Source organism: Glutamicibacter sp. AGC46, assembly GCF_053543715.1.
Map to the genome: position 1 here is coordinate 483,487 of NZ_JBLVOJ010000011.1, position 25,237 is coordinate 508,723.

A 25,237-nucleotide genomic window follows, 5' to 3' on the forward strand; every position below is an offset into this window, starting at 1 on the left:
GCGGCGCGCGGCGCGCGGCCGGGATGTGGCCATGGTCTTCCAGGAACCGTCCACGGCACTGAACCCGGTGTACACCGTGGGGTGGCAGATCATGGAGGGCATCCGCGCGCACAACAGGATTTCCAAAAAGGAGGCCAGGACGCGCGCCATCGAGGCGATGCGCCAGGTCGGCATCCCGGATCCAGAGCAGCGCGTGGACTACTACCCGCACCAGTTCTCCGGTGGCCAGAAGCAGCGCGTGGTCATCGCCGCGGCGCTGGCCCTGAAGCCGGAACTGATTGTGGCAGATGAGCCAACCACCGCATTGGATGTCACGGTGCAGGCTGAAATTCTCCAGCTGCTGCGCGACCTGCGTGATCAGCTGGGTACCGCCATCGTCATCATCACCCACAATATGGGGGTGGTGGCCGATATCGCCGACCGCGTGATCGTGATGAACCAGGGGCAGATCGTTGAGCAAGCACCATCGATCCAGCTCTTCGAAGCACCGCAAGAGGACTACACCAAGTCCCTGCTGGCTGCCGTGCCGCACCTGGGGCGCGAAAGCGCCTCGGAGGGACTAGTCGAACGTCCGAACCAGGATGCTGAATTGCTGGTGGAAGCCAAGGGCCTGAAGGTGCATTTCCCGGGACGCCTCGGGGCCCCGGGCTTCACCGCGGTCGATGAGGTGGATCTGAAGATCCACGCCGGCGAGGTCTACGGACTGGTGGGCGAGTCCGGTTCGGGGAAAACCACCATCGGCCGCAGCATCGCGGGATTGAACCGCATCACCGGTGGCTCGCTGAAGGTGCTGGGCTACGAGATGGCCCACTTCAAGGAACGCACCTTCAAGCCGCTGCGTGAGCAGATCGGCTTCGTGTTCCAGGATCCAGCGGCAAGCTTCAATCCGCACTTGACCGTAGGCGAATGCGTGGCCGAGCCACTGGCCGTGCACCGTGATCTGAACCCGCTGCAGACCCGCAACAAGGTGGCCGAACTGCTTGAGGCCGTGCAGCTTCCAGCCGGTTTTGCCAACCGCTACCCGCACGAACTCTCCGGCGGCCAGCGCCAGCGCGCGTCGCTGGCCCGCGCACTGGCCTTGGAGCCGAAGCTGCTGATTGCCGATGAGCCAACCAGCGCACTGGACGTTTCGGTGCAGGCCAAGGTGCTGGAGCTGTTCCGCGAATTGCAGACCGAACTGGGCTTCGCAGCCCTGTTCGTCTCGCATGATCTGGCAGTGGTGGACCAGCTGGCTACCTGGGTGGGCGTCCTGTTCCGGGGCACCTTGCTGGAAGAAGGCTTGGGCTCCAAGGTCCTGGCCAACCCGCAGCATGAATACACCCAGCGCCTGATCGCCTCGCTTCCGGTTCCGGACCCGCGCGAACAGGCGCAGCGACGCAAACTGATTGAACAGCTGAACGCCTCCTGAGCAGCTGGCAATCAAGGAACAACGAGCATGCCCCGGGCACGGTCAGGCACCGTGTCCGGGGCATGTCACCTTGTGGGTAATCCGTCATGCGAACCCGTAAACTGGTGATCATGAACGAGCCGAAGAACACTGAGACCACCCAGTCATTCGACCCGCACGCCAGCTCGTTGCAGGGCGAGGTCCAGAATGAAGTCCTCGAAGAGCTGTACGCCATCCGCGGCAGCATCGACAACTTCGATGCGCAGCTGGTTTTCCTGTTGGCTGAACGCTTCAAGGCGACCCAGCGCGTAGGGGTCCTGAAGGCCGAGCACCAGTTGCCGCCGAGCGACCCTAGCCGCGAGAAGGCGCAGATCGAGCGCCTGCGCGCCCTGGCCCACGAAGCGCATCTTGATCCAGAATTCGCCGAAAAATTCCTGAATTTCGTGATCTCTGAAGTCATCCGCCACCACCAGAACATTTCTGACTCGCACAACAATGACTGAGCAGGAACACGAGGCCGCTGAACGCCGCGATGTTCACGCCACCGCTTTCTGCCAGTTCCCGGGCAGCGACCCGTCGGCCATCCACGAAGTGGTGCGCGGGGAATTGGGAGAACCCAACCTCGCGGTCTTCCCGCAGCTGCCGGATCGTGGCGTCGGCGCCGATGCGGTTGGGCGCAGCGCCACCTTGCTGGCAGACCTCGGCTTCGATCTGCAGCCGCACGGCTGGAGGATCGGTGCCAAGGACGGTATCGATGCCCGTCGTGCCCGCAGCATCCTGCGCAGTGACGAGAATCTGCTAGCTGATGTACTCGGCGCGGAAGCGAAACCTGCCCAGCGCCTCAAGCTCACCTTGCTCGGTCCGTGGACCTTGGCCGCCAGCCTGTACCTGTCGAACGGGGAGCGGGTGATCAGCGATCATGGGGCGCGCCGCGACATCATCGAGTCCTACGCCCACGGAGCACGCGAGCATCTGGACCGACTGGCCCGCATTACCTCGCTGGCGGACTTCACTATCCAGATTGATGAGCCGCTGCTGGGCGACGTGCTCGACGGCACAATCAGTACCGCCAGCGGATACCGGACCCTGCGCTCGATCCCACGCGCCGAAGTGCGAAGCGCCTATGCGCAGTTCTTCAAGGTGCTCGCTGGCGAGGCCGAAGGCCAACGGGTCACCTCGCTGCTGAATCTGCCTACCCAGGATGAACACTGGATTGAACGGGTGGATCTGCTGCACCAAGCCGGTGCCGGCGCGCTGGTCATCGACCCTGGAGGCTTGACGCACCGCAAGTGGGAGCGGGTAGCGGGACTTGTCGAAGGCGGGGGCCGCGTCTTCTTGCAGGTGCTCGCCCCCGGAACCCGGGCACCAGGTGTTGTAGAAGGGGTGAACTCCATTCTTCGTCCTTGGCGTCAGCTGGGCTTGGGCTTGGGGCAGCTAGGTGCACTAACCCTGATGCCGCGTGGAGACTTCTCGCGCAGCAGCTCGGCGCAGGCCATCGAGAACCTGCGACGGCTGGCCAGTTATGCCCAAGCGTTGGAGCAGACACGCGTCGATGCGTAGCTAACTGCCTGATTCCTGCCGGTCACAGCCCGAAAAGGGCGGTTGATCATGTATCTTAGGAATAGTGGGGTAGCGGATCTACCCGGTTTGGCCAGTTGGCTGAAACCTCAAACCTACGGTTTCAGGGGGACATGGGATGAAGGCACGGATTTTAGTCGTTGACGATGACGAAGCGTTGTCGGAAATGATTGGCATTGTCCTGCAAAATGACGGCTTCGATGCCTCATTCTGCTACGACGGTTCCGGTGCTCTGGAAGCATTCCGTGAAGCGAACCCCGACCTGGTGCTCCTTGACCTGATGCTGCCTGGCATTGACGGCATCGAGGTATGCAAGCAGATCCGCGCGGAATCCGACGTTCCCGTCGTGATGCTCACCGCCAAGTCGGACACTGCCGACGTTGTCCGCGGGCTGGAATCCGGTGCCGATGACTACGTGCCCAAGCCTTTCAAGCCAGCCGAGCTGGTGGCCCGCGTGCGAGCCCGTTTGCGTCCAAGCGAAACCCACGCCGCGGAGACTTTGCAAGTTGGCGAAGTGACCATCGACGTGGCCGGGCACCGAGTGACCCGCGGAACCGATGTCGTGTCGCTGACCCCGCTGGAATTCGACCTCCTGGTCACCATGGCCCGCAAGCCATGGCAGGTCTTCAGCCGCGAGCAGCTGCTGGAAGCCGTCTGGGGCTACCGGCACGCTGCAGATACCCGCTTGGTCAACGTGCACGTGCAGCGCCTGCGCTCGAAGATTGAAATTGACCCGGAGAAGCCGCAGACTATCGAGACCGTTCGCGGTGTCGGATACAAGGCTGGTTCGGCAAGTTGAGTTCGCACACGTCGACCGGTGCAGAGTTGGTTCCGGTCGATGTGCATGCCCAGTCGCAGTCCAAACCCGCCCGGTGGAGCAAAATCGAGCAGTGGATCAAGCGTCCCTGGCACACCGCCAAGCTGCGTTGGCAACGCCACCTGCTGTTCCGCACCGTCATCTCGACGCTGCTTTTCACCGCGCTGGCTTTGGTTGCCGCCGGCGCCTTCCTTTCCAACCAGATCGCCTCCACGCTTTTCGAAGAGCGCGTGAACCAGATATCCAAGGAATCGGAACGCGGCCTGGTCCAGGCCCGCTCCATTCTCGAATCGGCTTCCACCACCGATCGCGCCTCCACCCAGGCCCTGGTGAATTCGACCTTGGCTTCCCTGGAAGGCGATGGCGCAACCGTAGTCCGCGATTTCGTGCTGATGCCCATTGCCGGTGACCAAAGCCTTTATGTTGGGCCAATGGCTTCCGGTTCCCTGACCACCCGCGTGATCCCTGGCGATCTCGCGGAGCGGGTTGCAGGGGAGCAAGGCATCTATTGGCGTTCCATCGAGCTGGGTGCCGATACCGCAACCAAGCCCGGTCTCATTGTCGGCACCAAGGTACTGATTCCGCCTGGACGCGAGTACGGACTGTATCTGGTCTACGACCTGTCCAGCGTGCAGGATACCCTCGAATTCATCAATCGTGCGATGGCTTTCACCGGGCTGATTCTGCTGGCAGTGGTTGGCTTCGTTGCGTGGTCGGTCGCCCGAACCGTGGTCCGCCCGGTGGCCGATGCCGCGTATGTTTCGGAGAGGATTGCTTCCGGTGACCTCGACCGCCGAATGAAGGTCGCCGGCAAGGACGAGGTGGCCCGATTGGGGACGGCCTTCAACCACATGGCCCATTCATTGCAAGAGCAGATCACCGCATTGAATAATCTCTCGGCCATGCAGCAACGCTTCGTTTCCGATGTCTCGCACGAATTGCGCACCCCGCTGACCACCGTGCGCATGGCTGCCGAAGTGATCCACGATGCCCGCGAGGACTTCGATCCGCTTACCGCGCGGTCGGCCGAACTGATGTACAACCAGATCGAGCGTTTCCAGCACCTGCTCAATGACCTGCTGGAAGTGTCCCGCTTCGATGCCGGTGTCGCGGTGCTTGACCGTGAGTCAACGGACTTGAACGTCATAGCCCGCAAGGTTATCGATATCGCCACCCCGGTGGCTGATGAATACGGTTCGCTCATCCGCCTGAACGCGCCCAGCGACGGTTGCGTCGCAGAAGTGGATCCGCGCCGCGTCGAGCGTGTGATCCGCAATCTGGTGCTCAACGCGGTGGAGCACGGTGAAAGCAAGCCAATCGATATCACCATCGGCGCTAACCAGAGCGCGGTGGCGATCACCGTGCGCGACTACGGCATCGGCATGTCCGAAGCGGCGTGCAACCACGTCTTCGACCGATTCTGGCGCGCTGATCCGGCCCGTGCACGGACCACCGGAGGTTCCGGACTGGGCTTGTCGATCTCGATGGAGGACACCAGGTTGCACGATGGCCGATTGGAAGCGTGGGGCAAGCCGGGGGTCGGCTCGGTCTTCCGACTGACCTTGCCACGCAGCGAGGACCTGGAGATAGCTTCGTCGCCGCTTCCACTGGAACCGCCAGTTCCTGAAAGCCTGGCTACGGTGATTTTGGGAGACAGCTTCCCGCTGACCGGTGAAGTGCCAAAGATCGGATACACGCCGCTGGTTCTTGATCCGGATTTGGATGCGGATTCGCCAGATGACGATGTCACCAATCCGAACCTCGGCAGCAACGAGCAGAAGAAGGAAGGGGAGAGCTGATGCGGAAGAAATTCTTTTCCAGCCTCGCGATCATCCTTGCTGCTGCGCTTGCGATCTCTGGCTGCGCCTCGATTCCCAGAACTTCCACCGTCCAGCAGATTGAAGCCGGAACCGACACCAGCGGGGCTGAAAGCTACAGCTATGCGGCCGATGGACCGGCAGCAGGTGCTGATGCCAGGGCCATCGTCGAGGGGTTCGTCGAGGCTGGGCGTTCGGTATCCGAAGATTATGCTGTCTCCCGCGAATTCATGGACGCGCAGCTGAGCAACACCTGGCGCGGTGATACGCAGACGCTGATCTACGATGCCTTCAATGTGGTCAACGGGGCCGATGCGAACAAGTACACCATCCAGCTCGAAATCACCGGTGAAGTCGACGCGCATGGCGTGCGCACCGACTACCCGGATCACTCGACCCGTGCAGTGGATATCGAAGTCGCCAAGGTAGACGACGAATGGCGCATTACCAAAGCCCCGGACGGCACGATGCTCGAAGCCTCGACGTTCACCAAGATCTTTGCCGCGCAGACCCTGTACTTCTACGATGCGAGCTTCGCCTATTTGGTTCCCGACATACGGTGGTTCACCTCGGGTTCGGGCACCACCACGTCGATGGTGGAAGCCTTGTTGGCAGGACCAGCCCCGTACCTGCAAAATGCTGTCGTCTCCGCATTCTCGACGGCCAGCGGACTGGTGCGTTCAGCGGTGCCGGTGCGCGATGGCGAAGCGACCATCGATTTGAACTCCAATACCTTCGCAGATGCTACCGACCGGAGCATCTTGCTGATGAAGCAGCAGATGGAAGCCACGCTGACCAGCCTAGCTCCGGTGGACTCGGTAAAGCTGCTGCGGGAGGAAAACGAAGTCAACCTTTCGACCGAAGACACTAACTTCGAGCCGGCTACGTCCAACCCCAGCACGCAAGATACGCTGATCGGCATTTCGGACCAGTACTTGGTCTACGTCAAGGGACTCTCGATCATTCCGGTGGGCGGCGTCCCGGATATTTCCGGATACAACCCACGGGACCCGGCCATGTCTCCGGTCGGCAATCGCTATGCCTTCCTCAACGGCCGCCGCACCCAGCTGTGGGGGATTGACGACAAGGGCAGCCTGCGCCTTTCGCTGGAGGGCGAGGAGCTCATCCAGCCGTCCATGGATCTGGCCGGCTGGACCTGGACCGCGGATAACGGGGCAGCGACCCCGATCAGGGCGGTCCCTGCCGACACCGAAATGAAGGGTGAAGCCCGTCCAATCGATGTGGCCTGGCTGGAAGATGCCCAGATCGATTCCTTGCGGATTTCCCGTGACGGCGCGCGGGCGCTGATCGTGGCAACCATCGGCAAGACCACGTCGGTTTACGTCGCCGGCGTGATCCGCGATGCTGAAGGTGTGCCCCGCGGACTCACGGATTCGCCAATGAAGATCTATCCAGAAGTTCCGGTGAATACCGCGCTATGGGATTCGGACAGATCCATTATTGTTGCCGAGCTCGGTGATGACCAAGCTGTTGAAGCGGCCCAGATCACCTTCGAAGGCGGCAGCGAGCACCTGCAGCTGCTGTTGGGCATGGTCGGCATCGCTACCGGTGTCGGCAGCCGCCGCGAAGTGTATGCCGAGACCAACGAGAAGCTGTATACCCGCGTGGGCAATTCCTGGCACGAGCTTGAGGATTTTGCCCAGGACGTCGCCTATCCCGGCTAAGCAGGACCTTGCTCCACAACTCGTTGGCGACCAGACCGATCGACGCGGTTCATCGGCCAGTCTGGCCGTATGGAAATTCCCGAAGAGTGGCTGCGGTGCGTCGATGAGCTGTCCCGCAGCAGGCCCATGCGCTGGCTGGGATTCGGCACCAGGGAAATCGCGAACTTCCTGCTTCCGGCCTGTTGCGCGGTCTGCGCCCGGGCAGATTTTCGGCTTTGCCCCGAATGCCGCAGTGAAATCCAACGCCAACTTAGCCTGCCGCCCCTGCCGGACACGCATCATCTCTATGTCGAGCTTCCCGCGCTCGGCCAGCAGCTTGCCGTTAGTTCCTGCGGCGCTTACGGCAAGGAGCTGGCTCGGGCTTTGCTGGCATTCAAGAACAAGCAGCGCTACTTCCTCGTCTCGCTCTTCGCCCCTTATCTTGCTGCCGCGCTGAACGCCGGATGCATCCCGCAGCGCGCGAATCTTCCTACCCTGGTGGTGCCGGTGCCCAGTTCGCTCAAGGCAACAGCGCAGCGTGGCTACTCTCCGGTGAAGACGATGCTCGACCACGGCTTCGCTCGCGGGCTGCTGTCGGCAGATCTAGAGTGCCGCACGCTGCTGCACTACCGCCTCGGTTCCGCCTTGGGCGGGGCGCAGAAAACCAAGAGCGGTTCAGACCGGCGCGGCGGCCGGACCCATTTCGTAGCCGAGCGTGCCAGCGCCAATGGCCAGCCGGTCATCCTGGTCGACGACGTCCTAACCACCGGTTCTACGTTGCGGCACGCGGCCATGGCCTGCCATGAGGCAGGATATGACGTCACCAGCGCGGTGGTACTGGCTTTGACGAGACCGCCAAATAATGCACCTGAACAGTAATTACGCTTACCGCGATCGGAAATTGTGAGCCCGGATACTTGAATCTTGGCCACGGTGGCATAAGGTGAAGTATGGGATGCATCACAGATGCAGCTAAAAGCCCATCTTCAGTCCGAAAGGATGGAACTTTCGGACTGTTGTGTCACCCGACTCCCTATTGGAGGACACCATGGAGCTGAACTACAGCGGACGCAACATCACCATTTCGGATCGTTTCCGTGAGTATGTTGACGAGAAAATCACCAAGGTTGACCAGCTGGCCACCAAAATACAGCGCATCGACGTCAAGGTCCTCAAAGAAGCACACGCTCGTGATCAGAGCACTGCACTGTCCGTTGAATTGACCGTTGTTGGCCGTGGCCCAGCAATTCGAGCCGAGGCTCGCGGCGCTGACAAGTTCGCGGCTTTCGACATCGCGTTCGCAAAACTGCTTGAACGCCTGCGCAAGGCCCGCGACAAGCGCAAGGTGCATCGCGGCAACCACACCCCGCTGGCTGTCCACCAGGCAACTGGCGGCCTGCCTACCGCATCGAGCGGCAAGTCTTTGGCTGAAGAAACCATCGAAGCCCAGAAAGCCGCGGAAGCTGCCGAAGTCGAGGCCAACGCCGAGTACTCGCCAGTGGTCATCCGCCGCAAGTCCTTCCCTGCAGAAGTGATGAGCGTTGATGACGCAGTGGACCGCATGGAACTGGTCGGCCATCCGTTCTACCTTTTCATCGATGAAGCCACCGGCGAGCACGCTGTGGTCTATGGCCGCACCCAGTACCAGTACGGTGTCATCTCCTTGGATCCATCACTGAACTCCAATGAAGAAGCCACCAGGGAAACTCGCGGCTACCGTGACAAAGCCTTGGCAACAGAAGGCTAGTCATCGGAGCCACAACTAGCGTGGGGGGGCCCACGCATTCTCAGCCTCAAGCAGGCACGAAGAATCGCGTTGGCCCCCCAAGGCCTGTCCAAGGGCAGGAAAGTACAACCCGTCACCGCGCGGAAAATCGTCAGCGCTATCGGCAGTATCGCGCAATTGCAGATTGACTCGGTGAACGTCGTTCGCAGGGCCCATTACATGCCGATGTTCGCCCGGCTCGGCGCCTATGACACCAAGGTGCTGGACCAGCTTCTGGCCAAACCGCTCAGCCCTATCACCGAATATTGGGCCCATGAGGCCTCGGTGGTCAGCTCGGAACTCATTCAAGACCTGCGGGTATGGCAGCGCCGAACCTGGATCGATAAATCAGATGGGTTCTCCGCCGAACAGCATGACCTCTCGGATCGCGTCCTTGAATACCTGTCCAATAATCCAGGCTCCAGCGCCCGGCAAATCAGCCAGGCTTTGGACGTCGCCCCGGTCGGGGAGAAAAAGCATTGGGGGTGGAATTGGAATGACACCAAGTTCGTCACCGAGTCCCTTTTCGCCCAAGCCAAGATCTTGACGCTGGGACGCAACTCCCAGTTTGAACGCCGTTACGCACTAGCCGCGGATGTGGTGGGCACGCAACAGGAACTCGATGCGGCGCTGCGGCACGAGGCCCTCGCCCGGCTGGTTGTCCGGGCCATGGATGCCCTTGGCATCGCCACCGCTCACTGCGTCGCAGAGTATTTCCGTCTTCCGGTGCGCGCGGCCAAAGAAGAGCTCGCCCAGCAAGCACGTGCAGGTCTCATCGAAGAAGTACAGGTTGCCGGCATTGCCGAGCCTTGCTATTTGCAGGCCGGCACCAAGATTCCGCGCAGGATCGATCCTGACCTGCGTTTGCTGTCACCTTTTGATTCGATGGTTTTCAACCGCCGCCGGCTGGAGAAGTTCTTCGGGTTCGAATACCGCATCGAAATCTATGTGCCGGCAAATCAGCGCCGCTACGGCTACTACGTTTTCCCGATGCTTTTCGGCGAAGAGTTCGTGGGCCGAGTGGACCTGAAAGCTGACCGGGCCAGGTCGGTGCTGCACGCAAAGCAGGTGCATTACGAGCCGGGTGTCGACGCCAGTGTCGAGGCTGGATTGCGAGCCGAGCTGGATCGCATGGCGCGCTGGCTGGAACTTGAACGAGTGGAAATCGGGCTGTGAAGGGCCTGTTGATCAAATCGCTGTTCGCTATAAGAACAGCGCAAATGGGATTGAAATAGCCAGATGTGCTGTTTTCCTCACGTAGACTGAAGACGCCAGAAATTACTGTGCTTGAGATATTGGGAGCTACCACGTGGCATCATTGCTAGAACGTATTTTGCGTACCGGCGACAAGAAGATTCTGAAGACTCTTCGTAAGTACGCCGACACGATCAATACGTTGGAAGTCGAAATTCGCGAACTTTCGGACGAAGAGCTCAAGGGTGAAACCGACAAGTTCCGCGAACGTTTGGCTAACGGTGAGACGTTGGACGACTTGCTCCCAGAAGCTTTTGCGGTGGTCCGCGAAGCCTCGGACCGGGTCCTTGGCATGCGCCACTTCGACGTCCAGCTCATGGGCGGTGCTGCCCTGCATCTGGGAAACATCGCTGAAATGCGTACCGGTGAAGGCAAGACCCTGGTCGCTACCGCACCGGCTTACCTGAACGCGTTGACCGGTGACGGCGTGCACGTGGTGACAACCAACGACTTCCTCGCCCAGTACCAGTCGGATCTGATGGGTCGCGTCTTCCGCTTCCTCGGTCTGACCTGCGGCTGCATTCTCTCCAGCCAGAAGCCTGCCGAGCGGCGCAAGCAGTATGAAGCCGATATCACCTACGGCACGAACAACGAGTTCGGATTCGACTACCTGCGCGACAACATGGCGTGGAGCAAGGACGAGCTGGTCCAGCGCGGACACAACTTCGTCATCGTCGATGAGGTCGACTCGATCCTGATCGATGAGGCGCGTACCCCGCTGATCATCTCCGGACAGGCTTCGGGCGATGTGAACCGCTGGTACACCGAATTCTCCAAGATCGTCTCGCGACTGAAGCGTGAAGACGATTACGAGGTCGACGAAAAGAAGCGCACCATCGGCGTGCTGGAGTCGGGCATCGAAAAGGTCGAGGACTACCTGGGCATCGATAACCTCTACGAAGCGAACAACACCCCGCTGATCGGCTTCCTGAACAGCGCCATCAAGGCCAAGGAACTGTTCAAGAAGGACAAGGACTACGTCGTTGTCAACGGCGAAGTCATGATCGTTGACGAGCATACTGGCCGTGCACTGGCTGGCCGCCGCTACTCCGAGGGCATGCACCAGGCCATCGAGGCCAAGGAAAACGTTGAGATCAAGGCCGAGAACCAGACTCTGGCCACAGTGACCTTGCAGAACTACTTCCGCATGTACGCCAAGATTTCGGGCATGACCGGTACGGCGCAGACCGAGGCGGCGGAATTCATGGGTACCTACAAGCTGGGCGTGGTGGAGATTCCTACCAATAAGCCAGCAATCCGCATGGACCAGTCGGACTACATCTACAAGAATGAAGTCGCCAAGTTCAATGCTGTGGTTGAGGACATTGCCGAGCGCCATGCGACGGGCCAGCCGATCCTGGTGGGCACCACCAGCGTGGAAAAGAGCGAATACCTCTCCCGGCTGCTCTCCAAGAAGGGCATCCGCCACGAGGTGCTCAACGCCAAGCAGCACGCTCGCGAAGCTGCCGTGGTCGCGATGGCCGGCCGCAAGAACGCGGTGACCGTTTCTACCAACATGGCCGGCCGCGGTACCGACATCATGCTCGGCGGCAACGCTGAGTTCCTGGCCGTGGCCGAGATGGAGCGCCGTGGCCTGGATGCGGAGAACAACCCGGAAGAGTACAACACGGTCTGGGACGAAGTCTTTGACAAGGCGAAGGAAACCGTCGCCAACGAATCGAAGGAAGTTGCGGCGCTCGGCGGCCTGTACGTGCTGGGCACCGAACGGCACGAATCACGCCGCATCGATAACCAGCTGCGTGGTCGCTCCGGCCGCCAGGGCGACCCGGGCGAATCGCGTTTCTACCTGTCGATGACCGATGACCTGATGCGCCGGTTCAACTCCGGGATGGCCGAGCGCATCATGAACAACCCGTCGATGCCAGATGACGTGGCGCTGGAATCCAAGATGGTTTCGCGCGCCATTGAGTCCGCCCAGGCACAGGTGGAAGGCGTCAACGCCGAGCAGCGCAAGAATGTGCTGAAATACGATGACGTGATGAACCGCCAGCGTGAAGCGATCTACGCTGACCGCCGTTCCATCCTGGAAGGCGACGACCTCGAAGAGAAGGTCGGCCACTTCCTGGAAGATGTCGTCAAGGCAATGGTCCTGGAAGCGACCCAGGTCGGCGACCCGGACGATTGGGAGCTCAAGTCGTTGTGGACCAACCTCAAGCAGCTGTACCCGATCGGCATCACCATCGATGAAGTTCTCGAAGAGGCCGGCGGCGTGGGGCACCTCTCCGCGCAGTTCCTGGAACGCGAAATCCTCTCGGATGCCCAGTACCAGTACGAAGAGCGGGAAAAGCTTGTTGGTTCTTCCACCATGCGCGATCTGGAGCGCCGTGTAGTGCTCTCGACCATCGGTCGCAAGTGGCAGGAGCACCTGTACGAGATGGATTACCTCAAGGAAGGAATCGGACTGCGTGCCATGGCCCAGCGCGACCCGCTAGTGGAATACCAGCGTGAAGGCTACACCATGTTCCAGACCATGATGGAAGGCATCCGCGAGGAAAGCATCGGAACCCTCTTCAACTTGGAGATCCCCACCGGAGCTGAAGCAGCTGCCGCGCCAGCGGTTGACGAATCGGCGAAGCCGAAGAACCTGCAGTTCACCGGCCCGGATGAAGATGGCGAAGCCAGCACCACTCGCGCCCAGGCAACGTCGAGCAAGAAGAAGAACAAGAAGGCCAAGCGCAGCTAGATTAGCTCCACATCGGTCACCTGCCACCGTCCGTGCCAGCGCTCAATTTTCAGAGCCACGGCACGGACGCGGTATTTAAAGCCCAAGATGACTGTGCATTCCCAAGAACCTGATATGCACCGGTCCAGGTGCAATGAGATGATCTGCCCGTGTGCCGTGCCCGGCAGCGGCTCGAGCGTGTAGCACTGGGTCTCCAGGAGGGCCCGGCGCCGGAGCTTGGCAATGCAAGAGGGCTCCATCACGAATGCCAGCTGATTCACGGTGCGGTACCCAGCCACGATTTCGAAGACCGCGCGGGCTACTGCATGCGAAATCTCAACGATGGCCCGGTGCTCGCTGCGGTAGACAGCAGAGCGATGGAAGATATTGTCCATTGCCCGACGCAGGTGAGCCGGAGCCTGGCATGGATCGGCAGCCGAGGTGGCGCCAGCCGGGTTCGGGTCTGGGAGGTTGGCTGCGTAGATGTCCGGTTGATAGTAGCCTGTGTTGGCGCTACGGGGGCTGATGGCGATGGTGCTCATGATGACTCCTAGTTGGGCGTGGGGAAGTTCTTGAATGCGCTTAGCTGGCTGGCGGTAGTTCAAGTACCGTTCCAACTCGCAGCAGGTCCGGGTCGGTGCCGATGGACTTCTTGTTGCGTTGATAGATCTTTGGCCAATAGGCAGAAATTTCTTCCACGGTGGCCTGGGCACCTAGATGATCTGCCGCTATGGTCCACAGATTCTGCCCTTCAGCGACGACAACTTCTGTGCGTTGCACTGAACGTTGGCCTGGATTCCTGGCCCCGGGGGATACCAGTGGGCTCAGCGGAACGCTCATGGATTCGGGGAACCATTGCGGGCTCGGTACGGAGTTTTGCTGCGGGCCTGCATGGCTGGCTAGTTCTTGGCTGGCGTTTTCCGCCGGGACCTGTGCCAGGGAAACCGCCAGTGGTACACCCGCGTAGGCTGCAGCGACTGAAGAGAGGGCAATCGAGGTTCCAAGCATTGAGCCTAGAATTCTCCTGCTCAGTGCGGGGGCGATTCGTTCGAAGAACCGCGCTAGCTTCGGCTTGCGGTGGGTGAAGGCCCAGCGGATCATCTGGGCCAAGGCCACGCGCAGCAAGTACAGCGTAAGCAACGCCAGGAACGAAAGGCTGACGAGAAGCCTTATGTGGTCCGCTGTGGCGCGCCCATCGACTGGGGACCGGAAGTAATCAGATATCCACTGGATTCCCACATTGATAATGACCAATGACGCTGCCGAAAAGAGCAGCAGCACGAATATTTGCCGTTGGCGAGACACCCGAATCACTTCCTTGAATGAATTTTGATGTCATTTGATGTTGTTTGATGTTCATAGTTACACTTAGAGATCGTTTTGTGAATAGGGTTACGCAAAAATGTTTATTCTCGTACAGTGGGCGCATGCGGTGGGATTCACTCTTCGACGACTTGGAGGCTCAGCTAGCAGAACAGAGCCGGGCGCAGTTGCGTGAAGAAATTGCCGAAAATATCAGGGTTGAACGGGCAACTGCCGAACTGCTGCCTGCTCTGATGCGGTTCTACGGACACGAATTGAGCCTCCGGCTGGCCGGGGGAACCGAACTCCGCGCGAAGCTCGGCCCTTGCGCGACCGATTACATCTGCCTGGAAACAGAGCAGGCCCAATGGGTGATCCGCAGTGGAGCGATTGAATCCTTCGCCCTTCCGCCGGGGCGCGCACCTGCGGTGGAACGGCGCGCGCCGGGCCGCTCGGTGAAGTTTTCCTCGGTTCTTCGGGGATTGCTCCGGGACCGCGCACGATGCCATGTTTTTGGCCGTGCGGGCAGCTCCATGGCTGAAGGAACGCTGACTCAGGTAGCCAAGGATTTTTTGATAGTTCTGGTGCATCCTCGCGATGAATTCGCCAGAGCACAGCAGGCCTCAACGCAATTGCTGATTCCCCTGGATGCCATCGGATGGGTCGAAGCGATCACTCTTTCGTGATCCACAAGTGCACGCAAGGTCTTTCCAGCAGGACCAAGTTGTCGTAGGCTCACCATCCATAAGCACCTATGCTGGCGGAAGGTCAGAGCCTTGATCACAGAACAGATCGCCCAGGACGCGCGGACAACCTCGGCCTCGCGTGTGCGACGGCCGAGTTGGAAGGACCCACGCCTGGCTCTCGGTGCGGTGCTCGTAGTCGCTTCGGTCGCGGGAACCGTGTACCTGGTCGGCGAATTGCATCAGACGTCCACGGTGTATGTCGCCAGCACTAATATCACCCTCGGAGAAAAGCTGACCAGCGAGAACATGAAAACTCAAGAAGTCCAGCTTGGCGAAACTCTTGAGAACTACCTGCACACAGATGCGCAGCTCGGCCAGGACGCCCGAGCGAACACCTTTATCAGCGAAGGGCAGCTGATTCCAGTCACCTCGATAATGCACAGTGAAGTGGGATCGCGCAGGCCGGTCAATGTCGATCTTCCGTCAGACCTTTCTTCGTCGATTACCCCCGGTAGCTTTGTTGACGTATGGATTGCCAAACGCGAAACCAGCGGCAGCACCTACGGAGTCCCGGAAAAGCTCTCCTCCATGGTCGAAGTCGCCGCACGCGTTGAAAGCGGTGGGGGACTGGTGGGAACCCAAGGCACCAACCTGGAACTGCTGGTGGAACCGAATCAGCTTGAACCGCTGCTTCAAGCGCTGGCCAACGAATCGAGAATTATCGTCGTCTACAACCCGGCCGGGACCGAACAATGAGTATTTCGGTCGTAGTGCTCGGCGACCAGGAGAAAATCGTCCGGCAAATCGAAGGGTACCGCGGGGAACTGATGGTCACCCGCGTCTGCTCCGGCATAGCCGAAGCCATTGCCGCTTGCGATACCGGAATGGCTGATGTGCTGATCGTTGCCGACGCCCAGCTGGTGCCGCCCATGGAACAACTTGATGCGTTGCTGATGCGCCAGACAGCGGTTGTCCTGTTCTTTGACCGGCCCGAAGACTGGAAGCCATTGCCTGATGTGCTTCATCTGCCTGCGGATTCCGGCATGGCCGAGCTGGAAGGACGCATCAGGGGCGTAGTTCAGTCATTGAATCATTCTGGAACCGACGGAACGCTCGCGGTTCCCGAACCGGAGGACGACTCTACGGGCCGGAACGGAAGAATCGTCAGCTTCTGGAGCGCCCCTGGATCTCCCGGGCGCAGTACCGTCGCGCTGAATTATGCGGTGGAAACGGCGGCAGCAGGAAAAACCGTGGTGCTTCTGGACGCAGATACCTACGCCGCCAGCATCGCCATTCAATTGGGGCTCATGGACGAATCGGCATCCATTGCGCAGTTGTGCCGTGCCATCGACGCCGGCTCGTTGGATGTTGCCCGACTCAACGCTGCATGTTCCTTGGTCCAGGTCGGGGAGGCGACCATGCGCGTGGCGACCGGAATCCCGCGTGCTAGCCGGTGGCCCGAGGTCCGGGCCTCGGCGCTGCGGCGAGCGGCCATGCTGCTCAAAGTTCACTACGACCTGGTCGTATTGGATTTGGCTCCGTACATTGAATTGGACGAACAGCTCAGTTTCGATACCCAAGCACCACAGCGAAACGCTGTCACCGTCGAGATGCTCCAGTGCTCCGATGAGCTTTTCATGATCGTGCGTGCCGACAGCTTGGGAATTCCGCGTGCACTTCGCGCCATCGACGAATTGGAGGATGCACTGCCCGGGCTGAATCCGAAAATCGTCTTCAACCGCGTGGGAGCCAGCAGTACCGGGCGCAGCCCGAAGCGCAGGTTGATTGAAGCGTGGGACCGGTTTGGGCCGACGCACCAAATCGCAGGGTATCTGCCCGAGGACAACGCCGCGTGCAACGCGGCAGTGCTGGGAGGAAGCCCATTGCTCGAAATCGCACCTCGGTGCCTATTGCGTATGGAAATACGGTCTTTGGCCGGCATAAATTCCACGGATTCACCCAAGAAATGGAATAGTCGTCGATTTCGCTCCGAAGCTTGAACCCCAGAGGTGAAAACCGAGTAATGTGGGTAAAACTAGAGATCCGCAAAGGCGCGGGTTGATCGAACTTTGTTCTTGGAGGCGTTCTTTTGAACTCGTCGGAATCCAGCATGTCAGAATCATTCATGGATGAGACACTCACCTCGAAATTGGTGAGCGAGTACTATGGCCAAATTGCGACCGAAGACGTGGCGGCCTACCGGCCAGACGAACTCGAAGCTCGCGTGGCAGCACATCTGGAAATCGGGTATCAGCGTGATGCTGAAAACGCTAATGTCGCCATTACCCGCAACAACGGAATTTCAGTGGTCCACATCGTCACCGATGACATGCCATTCCTTGTTGATTCGGTAACTGCCGCACTAGTGCAGCTGAATTCACCAATTCAGCTGGTAGTGCATCCGACGTTCGTTGTCTCCCGCAAGACCGAGACCGGCGAAATTTCAAAGATCAGCCATGCTGGTCTGCAGCATGTTGCCAGCGGTGACACCGCTGCGCTCTCGGATTTGAGCACCCTGATTTCGGCCGGTGCAGAAACCCGCATCGAATCTTGGATTTCAGTCGAGCTCGCTCGCGAGCTCAGCGATGAGCAGGCCAAGGAATTTGTTGAGCGCCTCTATAGCGTTCTGGCAGATGTGCGTGTTGCAGTGAAGGACTGGCCGGCCATGCTGGACCGGGCCAAGGATATTGCGCAGAGCCTTCCGCAGACTCCGAAGGCTGAGGAAATCGCCGAGGTGCAGCAGGCATCGGAGCTGCTGGACTGGTTAGCTGACGGAAAGTTCACGTTCCTGGGCTACCGCGACTACTCGCTGGAAACCATCAACGGCGAAGACGTCCTGGTCGCCCGCCCAGGCAGCGGCTTGGGACTGATGCGCGATCTGGCGGACCAAGGTCCACAGCACCTGACCAAGCGCGGCCGCATCACCGCTCGCGACAAGCGTGCGCTGATCGTGACCAAGGCGAACTCCCGTTCCACCGTTCACCGTGGCGTGTACCTGGACTATGTCGGAGTCAAGAGCTTCGATGCCAATGGCGAAGTCAACGGCGAACGCCGTTTCATCGGCCTCTTCTCCTCCAGTGTTTACACCTCGAGCGTGAAGACCGTCCCGCTGGTACGCGAAAAGGTTGAAGCGGTGCTGAAGCGCACCGGCTTCGCGCCTGATTCCCACTCGGGCAAGGACATCACCACTATTCTGGAAAGCTACCCACGCGATGAGATGTTCCAGATCTCCGTCGACGAGTTGACCAAGATTGCCCTCGGTATCCTGCGCCTGCAGGAACGCCGCCGCACCTCGGTCTTCCTTCGCAAGGACGACTACGGCCGCTTCGTCACTGCCATGGTGTTCCTGCCACGTGATCGTTTCTCCACCGCAGTGCGCCTGCGGGTGGAGCAGGAGCTGCAGCGCAGCTTCAACGCAGAATCCGTTGAATATGAAGCGCAGCTGGGTGCCGGCGCGCTCGTTCGCTTGTTCTACCGGCTGCGCCTGCAACGCCACGGACTGGCCCCCGTGGTTGACCGCAAGGCACTGGAGAATCGTATTGCCAAGGCCGTGCGCTCCTGGTCTGACGCCATCGTTGACACCGCTCGCGCGCGCCTGGAACTGGGCGATGCCAACACGCTGTCCAACGCTTGGGCCGAAGCTTTCCCGGCTTCCTACAAGGTGCAGTTCGAAATCGAAGATGCGCTGAAGGATATTGACCTGCTCACCGAGTTGAGCAGTCCAGAAGTCGATGGCCCGGTTGTCTCCTTCTACGATGACGAGAAGCAGGATGAGGATTCTGCTGTTTCCAAGCGCATGAAGATCTATGTGACCAAGCCGCTGCTGCTCTCGCGCATACTGCCAGTTCTGCAGCATCTGGGTCTGGAAGTCGTCGATGAACGCCCCTACGAGCTGAATCCAGAAGGAATCGGCGAACGCTACATCTACGACATGGGCCTGAAGATCGATGAGGAGATCAACTTCCAGGCCGTGGAAGCCAAGCTGGCTGAGGCCTACTGCGCAGTGGTCCGCAACCTCGCCGAATCCGACAGCCTTAACGCACTGGTGCTGCACGAGGGACTCACGTGGGAGGAAGTCTCGATGCTTCGTGCCTACGCCCACTACCTGCTGCAGCTCGGGGTTCCGAACTCCACTGGCTTCATCGCCAGCACCCTGGTTGGCAACCCGTCAGTCACCCACGCCATTGTGGAGCTGTTCCAGGCCACATTCGACCCGCAGCTGAGCTCCGTGGCTTCGGAAGCTGCTCGGCAGAAGGCGCACGCAAAGGTCACCGAAGCGCTGGAATCCGTGCCAACGTTGGATGCCGACACCTTGCTGCGCCGTTTCGTGAAGGTGATCGAAGCGACCAAACGCACCAACTACTTCACCACCCACCAGGCACTGGCATTCAAGCTGGCCCCGGAAGAGATCGATTTCGCGCCATTCCCGCGTCCGAAGCACGAACTGTGGGTCTACTCGCCGCGTGTTGAGGGTACCCACTTCCGCTTCGGCGCCGTGGCCCGTGGTGGCCTGCGCTGGTCCGATCGCCGAGAAGATTTCCGTACGGAAGTGCTGGGTCTGGTCAAGGCCCAGATGGTCAAGAACTCCGTCATCGTGCCAACTGGTGCCAAGGGCGGTTTCTACGCCAAGCAGCTTCCCAATCCAGCTCTCGACCGCGGTGCATGGATGGAAGAAGGCAAGGGCGCGTACAAGGTCTTCATTCGCACCCTGCTGGAGCTGACCGACAACATGGTTACCGACGAAAACGGTGAGCACATCGAAGCCCCTGCCAACGTGGTTCGTCGCGATGGCGATGATTCCTACCTGGTGGTCGCTGCCGACAAGGGCACCGCGAGCTTCTCCGATATCGCCAACTCGATCTCGGCCGACAAGGGCCACTGGCTGGGCGATGCCTTTGCTTCGGGCGGCTCGGTGGGCTACGACCACAAGGGCATGGGCATCACCGCACGCGGCGCCTGGGAATCGGTGAAGCGCCACTTCTTCGAGTTGGGCATCGACACCCAGAAGGACGAATTCACCGCCGTCGGCGTGGGCGATATGTCCGGAGACGTGTTCGGCAACGGTTTGCGCCGTACCCCCACCGTGAAGCTGGTGGCGGCCTTCGACCACCGTGATATCTTCCTGGATCCGAACCCGGATCCCCAGGTCGCCTTTGACGAGCGCCAGCGCCTGTATGATCTGCCACGCTCCAGCTGGGCAGACTACAACAAGGAGCTGCTCTCGGCCGGAGGCGGCGTGTACTCGCGCAGCCTCAAGTCCGTGCCGGTTAGCGCCGAGGTCCGCGAGGTCCTGGGCTTGGACGCCGGCACCACCAAGCTGAGCCCTAACGAACTGCTCAAGGCCATCCTCTCAGCGCCAGTGGACCTGCTCTACAACGGCGGTATTGGTACCTACGTGAAGTCAGCGGCTGAAACCCACGGCCAGGTCGGCGACCGAGCCAACGACGCCATCCGCGTCGACGGCGCAGATCTGCGCGTGAAAGTTGTTGGCGAAGGCGGCAACTTGGGCATGACCCAGCTGGGCCGTATTGAGGCAGCCCGCAAGGGCGTCCTGCTGAACACCGATGCCATTGACAACTCTGCTGGCGTGGACACTTCTGACCGCGAAGTGAACATCAAGATCTTCGTGGACCGCCAGATCAAGGCGGGCAATCTCACCGAGGCTGAACGCACGGAGTTCCTGCTCTCGATGACCGATAACATCGGTGATCTGGTGCTGACGACCAACTTCGAACAGAACGTGTTGCTGCTCAATGAGAAGCATGCGGCACTGACCTGGACACCAGCGTACGAGCGCCTGATGCAGTGGCTGGAAGCCCATGCTGACTTGAACCGTGGCTTGGAGTTCTTGCCAAACGCGGATCAGCTGGAAGAGCGCCGCGCCGCTGGCGAGGCGATGACCACCCCAGAGCTCTCGGTGCTGGCCGCATACGCGAAGATCCAGCTGGCGAACGCGCTGACCGAATCCGATCTCGCCGATGATCCGTACTTCACCCGGACCCTGCGCCGCTACTTCCCAACCAAGTTGGTAGAGCGTTTCGGGGATCAGCTCGAAAGCCATCCGTTGCGCCGAGAAATCATCGCGACCGTGATCGCCAACGACATCGTGAACATGGGCGGCATCACCTACGTCTTCCGTGCCATGGAAGAAACCAGTGCCAGCGAAGTCCAGATTGCCAAGGTCTTCTGCGCGCTGCGTGAGATCTACGGATTCGACCGCCAGTTCGATGCGATCAATGCACAGCCTGCCGGAACCGATCTGGAACACTGGGGCCGCCAGCACCACGACATGCGCCGCCTGCTGGACCGTGCCACCCGCTGGTTCATCAACCGCGTCGATCAGGAACTGCTGGTCACCGAAGCGGTCAAACGCTACGAAGCGACGGTTACCGAACTGCGTGAGGCGCTGCCAACCTTGGTTCGGGGCACTGACCTCCAGAGATTCCAGGAGTGGCGTGAAGAGGCCATGGACCAGGGGATCCCGGAGCGTCGTGCCAGCATGTGGGCGACCCAGTTCGAATCCTACGCGCTGCTGGACGTGGCAGAATATGTGCACCGCACCGGGACCGCTCCGGTCAAGGTCGCAGAAACCTACTACGTGCTCTACGACTTGTTCGATGTGGACAGCCTGCTGAACCGCATCACCAACCTTCCTCGCTCGGATCGTTGGCAGGCGCTGGCTCGTGCCGCAATGCGCGATGACCTGTACACCACGATCATCGACCTGACCGGCAACATCCTGGATGCCCACGGCGATATTGCTGACCCGGCAGAGCGTGTTGCTGCATGGGAAGAGGCAAACGCGGCTAACCTTGATCGTGCGAAGACTATGTTCGCGGAAGTGAACAGCCTGGAACGAGACGACATGGCTTCACTTTCCGTGGCACTTCGACTCTTGCGTTCCATCGTCCGAAGGTAAATACCGCCAATGGCCCTCATCACCGAAGAATTACGTCAACGTGCTGCACTAGCGCCCGGTGATGAGGATTGGCTCCACCTCCTGGTGGGGGACTGGCAACTGGTCTCGGATCTAGCATTCGCAGACCTGGTGCTCTGGTTCCCCACCGGGGACGGTTCCTATACGGCTTTGGCACACGTGCGCCCTTCCACCTCGCATACCGCCTTCCATAGCGACTTCGTGGGAGAACGGATCCGCAAGGATCTGCGCATCATGGTGGACCGCGCTTGGGAAACCAAGCAAGTGCAACGCTCGGCCGAACAAGCCGGCAAAGATATCATCATGGGGTTGACCACGGTGCAGGCGATTCCGCTAGTGCGCCAGAACCAACCGGTTGCGGTCATCACTTCCCACTTCGATCCGAACCAGTCCCGCACACCCAGCAATCTGGAATTGGTCTACCGGCAAAGCGCTGATGACCTGTTGCAGATGGGTACCCAAGGGCTGTGGCCGGACTTCGCCAGCCCTACCGGCTCCCGCCGTGGCGCGCCGCGCGTCGGTGATGGTTTCATCCGGCTCAACGTTGATGGAGCCGTCGAATTCGCCAGCCCGAACGCTGTTTCAGCTTTCCGCCGATTAGGCGCAGCTGATGTCCTCCAGGGCCAGCCACTGGCTGATCTGACGATGGCACTGGTCAGCGACCGTCGTGTAGTCGACGAAACTCTTCCGCTGGTGCTCCAGGGCAAGATGCCATGGCGTACCGAGGTGGAACATCGCGGAGTCACCCTCTCCCTGCGTGCCATTCCGCTGCGCAACGAATCAAAGCGCTGGGGCGCACTGGTGCTGTGCCGCGATGTGTCCGAACTGCGCCGTCGCGAAAAAGAACTGGTCACCAAGGACGCTACGATCCGTGAAATCCATCATCGCGTGAAGAACAACTTGCAGACTGTCGCGGCGCTGTTGCGCATGCAATCGCGCAGGATGAGCTCAGAGGACGGCAAGCAGGGCCTGGAGCAGGCAATGCGACGAGTCTCCACTATCGCTTCGGTCCACGACTTCCTGTCCAAGGGCCTGAACGAAACCGTCAAATTTGATGATCTTATGGATCGCCAGTTCCGTCTGATCGTGGAAATCGCTTCTCCGGAGCAAAGGGTCTCCACGCGTCGTGAAGGCGAATTCGGCATGCTTGACGCTGATTTGGCGACACCGTTGTCACTGGTGATCAATGAGCTGGTGACTAATGCCGTGGAACATGGACTAGCGCATCGCAACGGTGAAGTCGCGCTGGTTGCCGAACGCTACAAGGGTGCCGATAGCAAGGATTGGCTACGGGTTGTCATTGAAGATGACGGCCACGGGTTGCCAGAAGAGCCACGCCGCGAGGGACTTGGGCTGCAAATTGTCCGCACTCTGGTTACCAGCGAACTATCGGGTGAAATCCGTTGGGTACAGAGCGAGAAGGGCGGGACCAAGGTGGTAATCGACATGCCATTGGATCTTGACCACCGTACAGGCTAGGAGCAGCCTGATCAGCTGCAACAAAAAAAGAGGCACTTCCAACACACCGTGTTGGAAGCGCCTCTCCTTTTGGCTATTTAGCGGTAATTCTTCATGTGAGCCTTGATGCTGGCTACATAATGCTTGGTGTCTTCGTACATGCCGTTGTTACGAACACCGGCCAGGCCCTGGTAGTACGATGCGATTGCGTTGTCCAGGTTGTCGGTGTTGTCCAAATTGTAGGCAATTACTGCGACACCAGCTACAACGTTATCCCGTGGGTTCAGGACGTTCAGGTCCTGGCCAATGACCGATGCGATCCAGTCACCGGTGCTTGGCAGTACCTGCATGGCGCCAACGGCGTTAGCAGGGGAGACCGCACGCATGTTGAAGCCAGACTCCTGGTACGCGTGAGCCAACGCCAGAGCCGGGTCAACGCCCATGCTCTTTGCAGTGGAACGGATCAGGTCCTGCATCTCGCCGCGGCTCGGGACGCTGATCGAGTCAAGGTAGTCCTTGTTCGAGTTAGCATCCCGCACAACGTGATCTGCGTAGGTACGACCAGCGAAGCTATTGCCGATCTTCTGCTTCTTGACCTGACCCGACGGTGCAACCGAGGAGCCCGAAACCTTCAGCTTGGCGCCGATCTTCAATGGCGTGCTCGAGCTGTACTCGGGGTTCAAATCCAACAAGGTGGCCAGCTTCATGTCGTGGCTGGTCGCGATGCCACTGAGAGTATCGCCGGACTTCACGGAGTAGGTCGACGTCTTGGCCTTGGCCTTGGGCGCAGCAGTGCTCTTCGGCGAGGAGCTCGAAGACGACGTGCCACCCGAGACCTTGATCTTGCTGCCTGGGAAGATCGGCTTGCTGGCAGAGATGTCATTGGTCTTCAACAGATCGGACAAGCTCATGCCGTGCTTGGCCGCAATGCCGCTGAGCGTGTCACCGGACTTGACGGTGTAGCTTGAAGAACCGGAGGAGGAGGACTTCTTCTGGGAGGACTTCGACGAAGAGCCAGAGGACGAAGAACCCTTGACCTTGATCTTGTCGCCAGGGAAGATCACCTTGCTGGCCGAGATATCGTTCTTGCTAAGGAGCGAAGACAAGCTCATATTGTGCTTGATGGCGATGCTTCCGAGGGTGTCACCGTTCTTCACAGTGTAGGTTGATGAACCCGACGAGGAAGAAGTTTTCTTCGTCTGCGTCGTATTGCTGGAGCTCGACGCCGAACCCTTGACCTTCAGCTTATTGCCGGGGAAGATTACCTTGCTTGCAGAGATGTCATTCTTCTTCAACAGATCAGACAAGCTCATGTCGTGCTTGCTCGCAATGCCGCTGAGGGTGTCACCGTTCTTGACGGTGTAAGTGGCGGTACTTGAAGATGACGAGCTCGAAGACTTGCCCTTGGAGCTGTTTTTCGAAGCATGACCGGAGACCTTGAGTGTCTTGCCGGCGACGATTGAATCATTCTTAAGATTATTGAGCTTCTTCAGCTCTGACACGGTTGTGTCATATTCCCGAGCGATGCTCCATAGGGACGCACCTGCCGGGATCTTGATTTCGGAAACATCTCGTTTAGCTGGCAATCCCAGCGTAGATACTCGCGAAGCGATCAGGTGGGCCTTGATCTGGTCTTCAGCGACCTTGATGGTCTCCGGAGTTACCGACTTGGCAAAGCTTCCTGGGGTGTTGGGAACAGTCATCGGTGCTGCCTGCGCTGCGGGAGCTAAGGCGAGGCTGCCAATGACCGCAGCGGGAATGGCCGCGCCTGCTACAACGCCTAACGCATGCTTGGAAGCATGTTTGGATTCGTGGGGCATGGAGTCAATCCTCATTTATACGGTGAAAATAACGGGCTTTGCTCCGCAGGTAACAGAGGGGAAGTGGTT

The 25,237-nt window shown here is 59.7% G+C and carries 18 protein-coding genes; 15 read left to right on the forward strand and 3 right to left on the reverse strand.

All coding sequences use genetic code 11. The features are described 5' to 3' along the window. The 10 genes from ACNPM8_RS07490 to secA form a co-directional block, all read left to right on the forward strand. The coding region (locus ACNPM8_RS07490) for a dipeptide ABC transporter ATP-binding protein (RefSeq protein WP_448939568.1) at window positions 1-1,408 on the forward strand (1,408 nt) is incomplete at its 5' end. A gap of 110 nt (window positions 1,409-1,518) precedes the next feature. After that, window positions 1,519-1,890, forward strand: coding sequence for a chorismate mutase (locus ACNPM8_RS07495; RefSeq protein WP_105656864.1), 372 nt, complete (start codon window positions 1,519-1,521; stop codon window positions 1,888-1,890). Further along, a complete protein-coding gene (locus tag ACNPM8_RS07500) occupies window positions 1,883-2,947 on the forward strand; it encodes a hypothetical protein (protein ID WP_332485962.1) in 1,065 nt (354 codons plus the stop codon). The genes ACNPM8_RS07495 and ACNPM8_RS07500 overlap by 8 nt, the downstream gene beginning before the upstream one ends. Window positions 2,948-3,083: 136 nt before the next feature. Beyond that, entirely contained in the window at window positions 3,084-3,764 is a 681-nt protein-coding gene (gene mtrA, locus ACNPM8_RS07505) for an MtrAB system response regulator MtrA (RefSeq protein WP_448939569.1), read from the forward strand. Continuing rightward, on the forward strand, window positions 3,761-5,581 hold the full coding sequence (mtrB, locus tag ACNPM8_RS07510) for an MtrAB system histidine kinase MtrB (protein WP_448939570.1): 1,821 nt from the start codon (window positions 3,761-3,763) through the stop codon (window positions 5,579-5,581). Before mtrA ends, mtrB begins: the two co-directional genes overlap by 4 nt. Beyond that, complete coding sequence (locus ACNPM8_RS07515) at window positions 5,581-7,284, forward strand: LpqB family beta-propeller domain-containing protein (protein ID WP_105656822.1); 1,704 nt, start codon at window positions 5,581-5,583, stop codon at window positions 7,282-7,284. The genes mtrB and ACNPM8_RS07515 overlap by 1 nt, the downstream gene beginning before the upstream one ends. 69 nt (window positions 7,285-7,353) lie before the next feature. Then, a complete protein-coding gene (locus tag ACNPM8_RS07520; protein ID WP_332498147.1) occupies window positions 7,354-8,142 on the forward strand; it encodes a ComF family protein in 789 nt (262 codons plus the stop codon). Window positions 8,143-8,311: 169 nt separating this feature from the next. Then, complete coding sequence (hpf, locus tag ACNPM8_RS07525; protein WP_448939620.1) at window positions 8,312-9,010, forward strand: ribosome hibernation-promoting factor, HPF/YfiA family; 699 nt, start codon at window positions 8,312-8,314, stop codon at window positions 9,008-9,010. A 69-nt stretch (window positions 9,011-9,079) separates the two neighbouring features. Then, a complete protein-coding gene (locus ACNPM8_RS07530) occupies window positions 9,080-10,204 on the forward strand; it encodes a winged helix-turn-helix domain-containing protein (RefSeq protein ID WP_448939571.1) in 1,125 nt (374 codons plus the stop codon). Window positions 10,205-10,337: 133 nt separating this feature from the next. Then, window positions 10,338-12,986: a preprotein translocase subunit SecA gene (gene secA, locus ACNPM8_RS07535; RefSeq protein ID WP_332594663.1), complete on the forward strand. Its 2,649-nt coding sequence runs from the start codon at window positions 10,338-10,340 to the stop codon at window positions 12,984-12,986. On the opposite strand, the gene ACNPM8_RS07540 is transcribed toward secA, so the two are convergent. After that, entirely contained in the window at window positions 12,983-13,507 is a 525-nt protein-coding gene (locus tag ACNPM8_RS07540) for an Rv3235 family protein (protein ID WP_448939572.1), read from the reverse strand. The two genes, secA and ACNPM8_RS07540, sit on opposite strands and share 4 nt — an antisense overlap. 40 nt (window positions 13,508-13,547) lie before the next feature. Next, the gene (locus ACNPM8_RS07545; RefSeq protein WP_388022498.1) at window positions 13,548-14,270 is read right to left on the reverse strand and encodes a hypothetical protein; all 723 of its coding nucleotides are present in this window, start codon (window positions 14,268-14,270) and stop codon (window positions 13,548-13,550) included. 77 nt (window positions 14,271-14,347) lie between these two features. Here ACNPM8_RS07545 and ACNPM8_RS07550 point away from each other — a divergent pair, with 77 nt between their 5' ends. The 5 genes from ACNPM8_RS07550 to ACNPM8_RS07570 all read left to right on the forward strand — a co-directional run bounded on the left by ACNPM8_RS07550 (window position 14,348) and on the right by ACNPM8_RS07570 (window position 23,369). Then, window positions 14,348-14,953, forward strand: coding sequence for a hypothetical protein (locus ACNPM8_RS07550; protein ID WP_448939573.1), 606 nt, complete (start codon window positions 14,348-14,350; stop codon window positions 14,951-14,953). Between the two features lie 90 nt (window positions 14,954-15,043). Continuing rightward, window positions 15,044-15,709 (forward strand): hypothetical protein, encoded by a 666-nt coding sequence (locus tag ACNPM8_RS07555; protein ID WP_448939574.1) that lies wholly within the window; start codon window positions 15,044-15,046, stop codon window positions 15,707-15,709. Beyond that, window positions 15,706-16,953 (forward strand): AAA family ATPase, encoded by a 1,248-nt coding sequence (locus ACNPM8_RS07560; RefSeq protein ID WP_388022491.1) that lies wholly within the window; start codon window positions 15,706-15,708, stop codon window positions 16,951-16,953. Before ACNPM8_RS07555 ends, ACNPM8_RS07560 begins: the two co-directional genes overlap by 4 nt. 125 nt (window positions 16,954-17,078) lie before the next feature. Further along, window positions 17,079-21,872 carry an NAD-glutamate dehydrogenase gene (locus ACNPM8_RS07565; protein ID WP_388022488.1) on the forward strand — a complete coding sequence of 1,598 codons (4,794 nt, stop codon included), beginning with the start codon at window positions 17,079-17,081 and terminating at the stop codon, window positions 21,870-21,872. Between the two features lie 9 nt (window positions 21,873-21,881). Next, window positions 21,882-23,369, forward strand: coding sequence for a sensor histidine kinase (locus ACNPM8_RS07570; protein WP_105656813.1), 1,488 nt, complete (start codon window positions 21,882-21,884; stop codon window positions 23,367-23,369). 77 nt (window positions 23,370-23,446) lie between these two features. On the opposite strand, the gene ACNPM8_RS07575 is transcribed toward ACNPM8_RS07570, so the two are convergent. Further along, window positions 23,447-25,168, reverse strand: coding sequence for a LysM peptidoglycan-binding domain-containing protein (locus ACNPM8_RS07575; RefSeq protein ID WP_448939575.1), 1,722 nt, complete (start codon window positions 25,166-25,168; stop codon window positions 23,447-23,449). Window positions 25,169-25,237 lie beyond the last annotated feature (69 nt).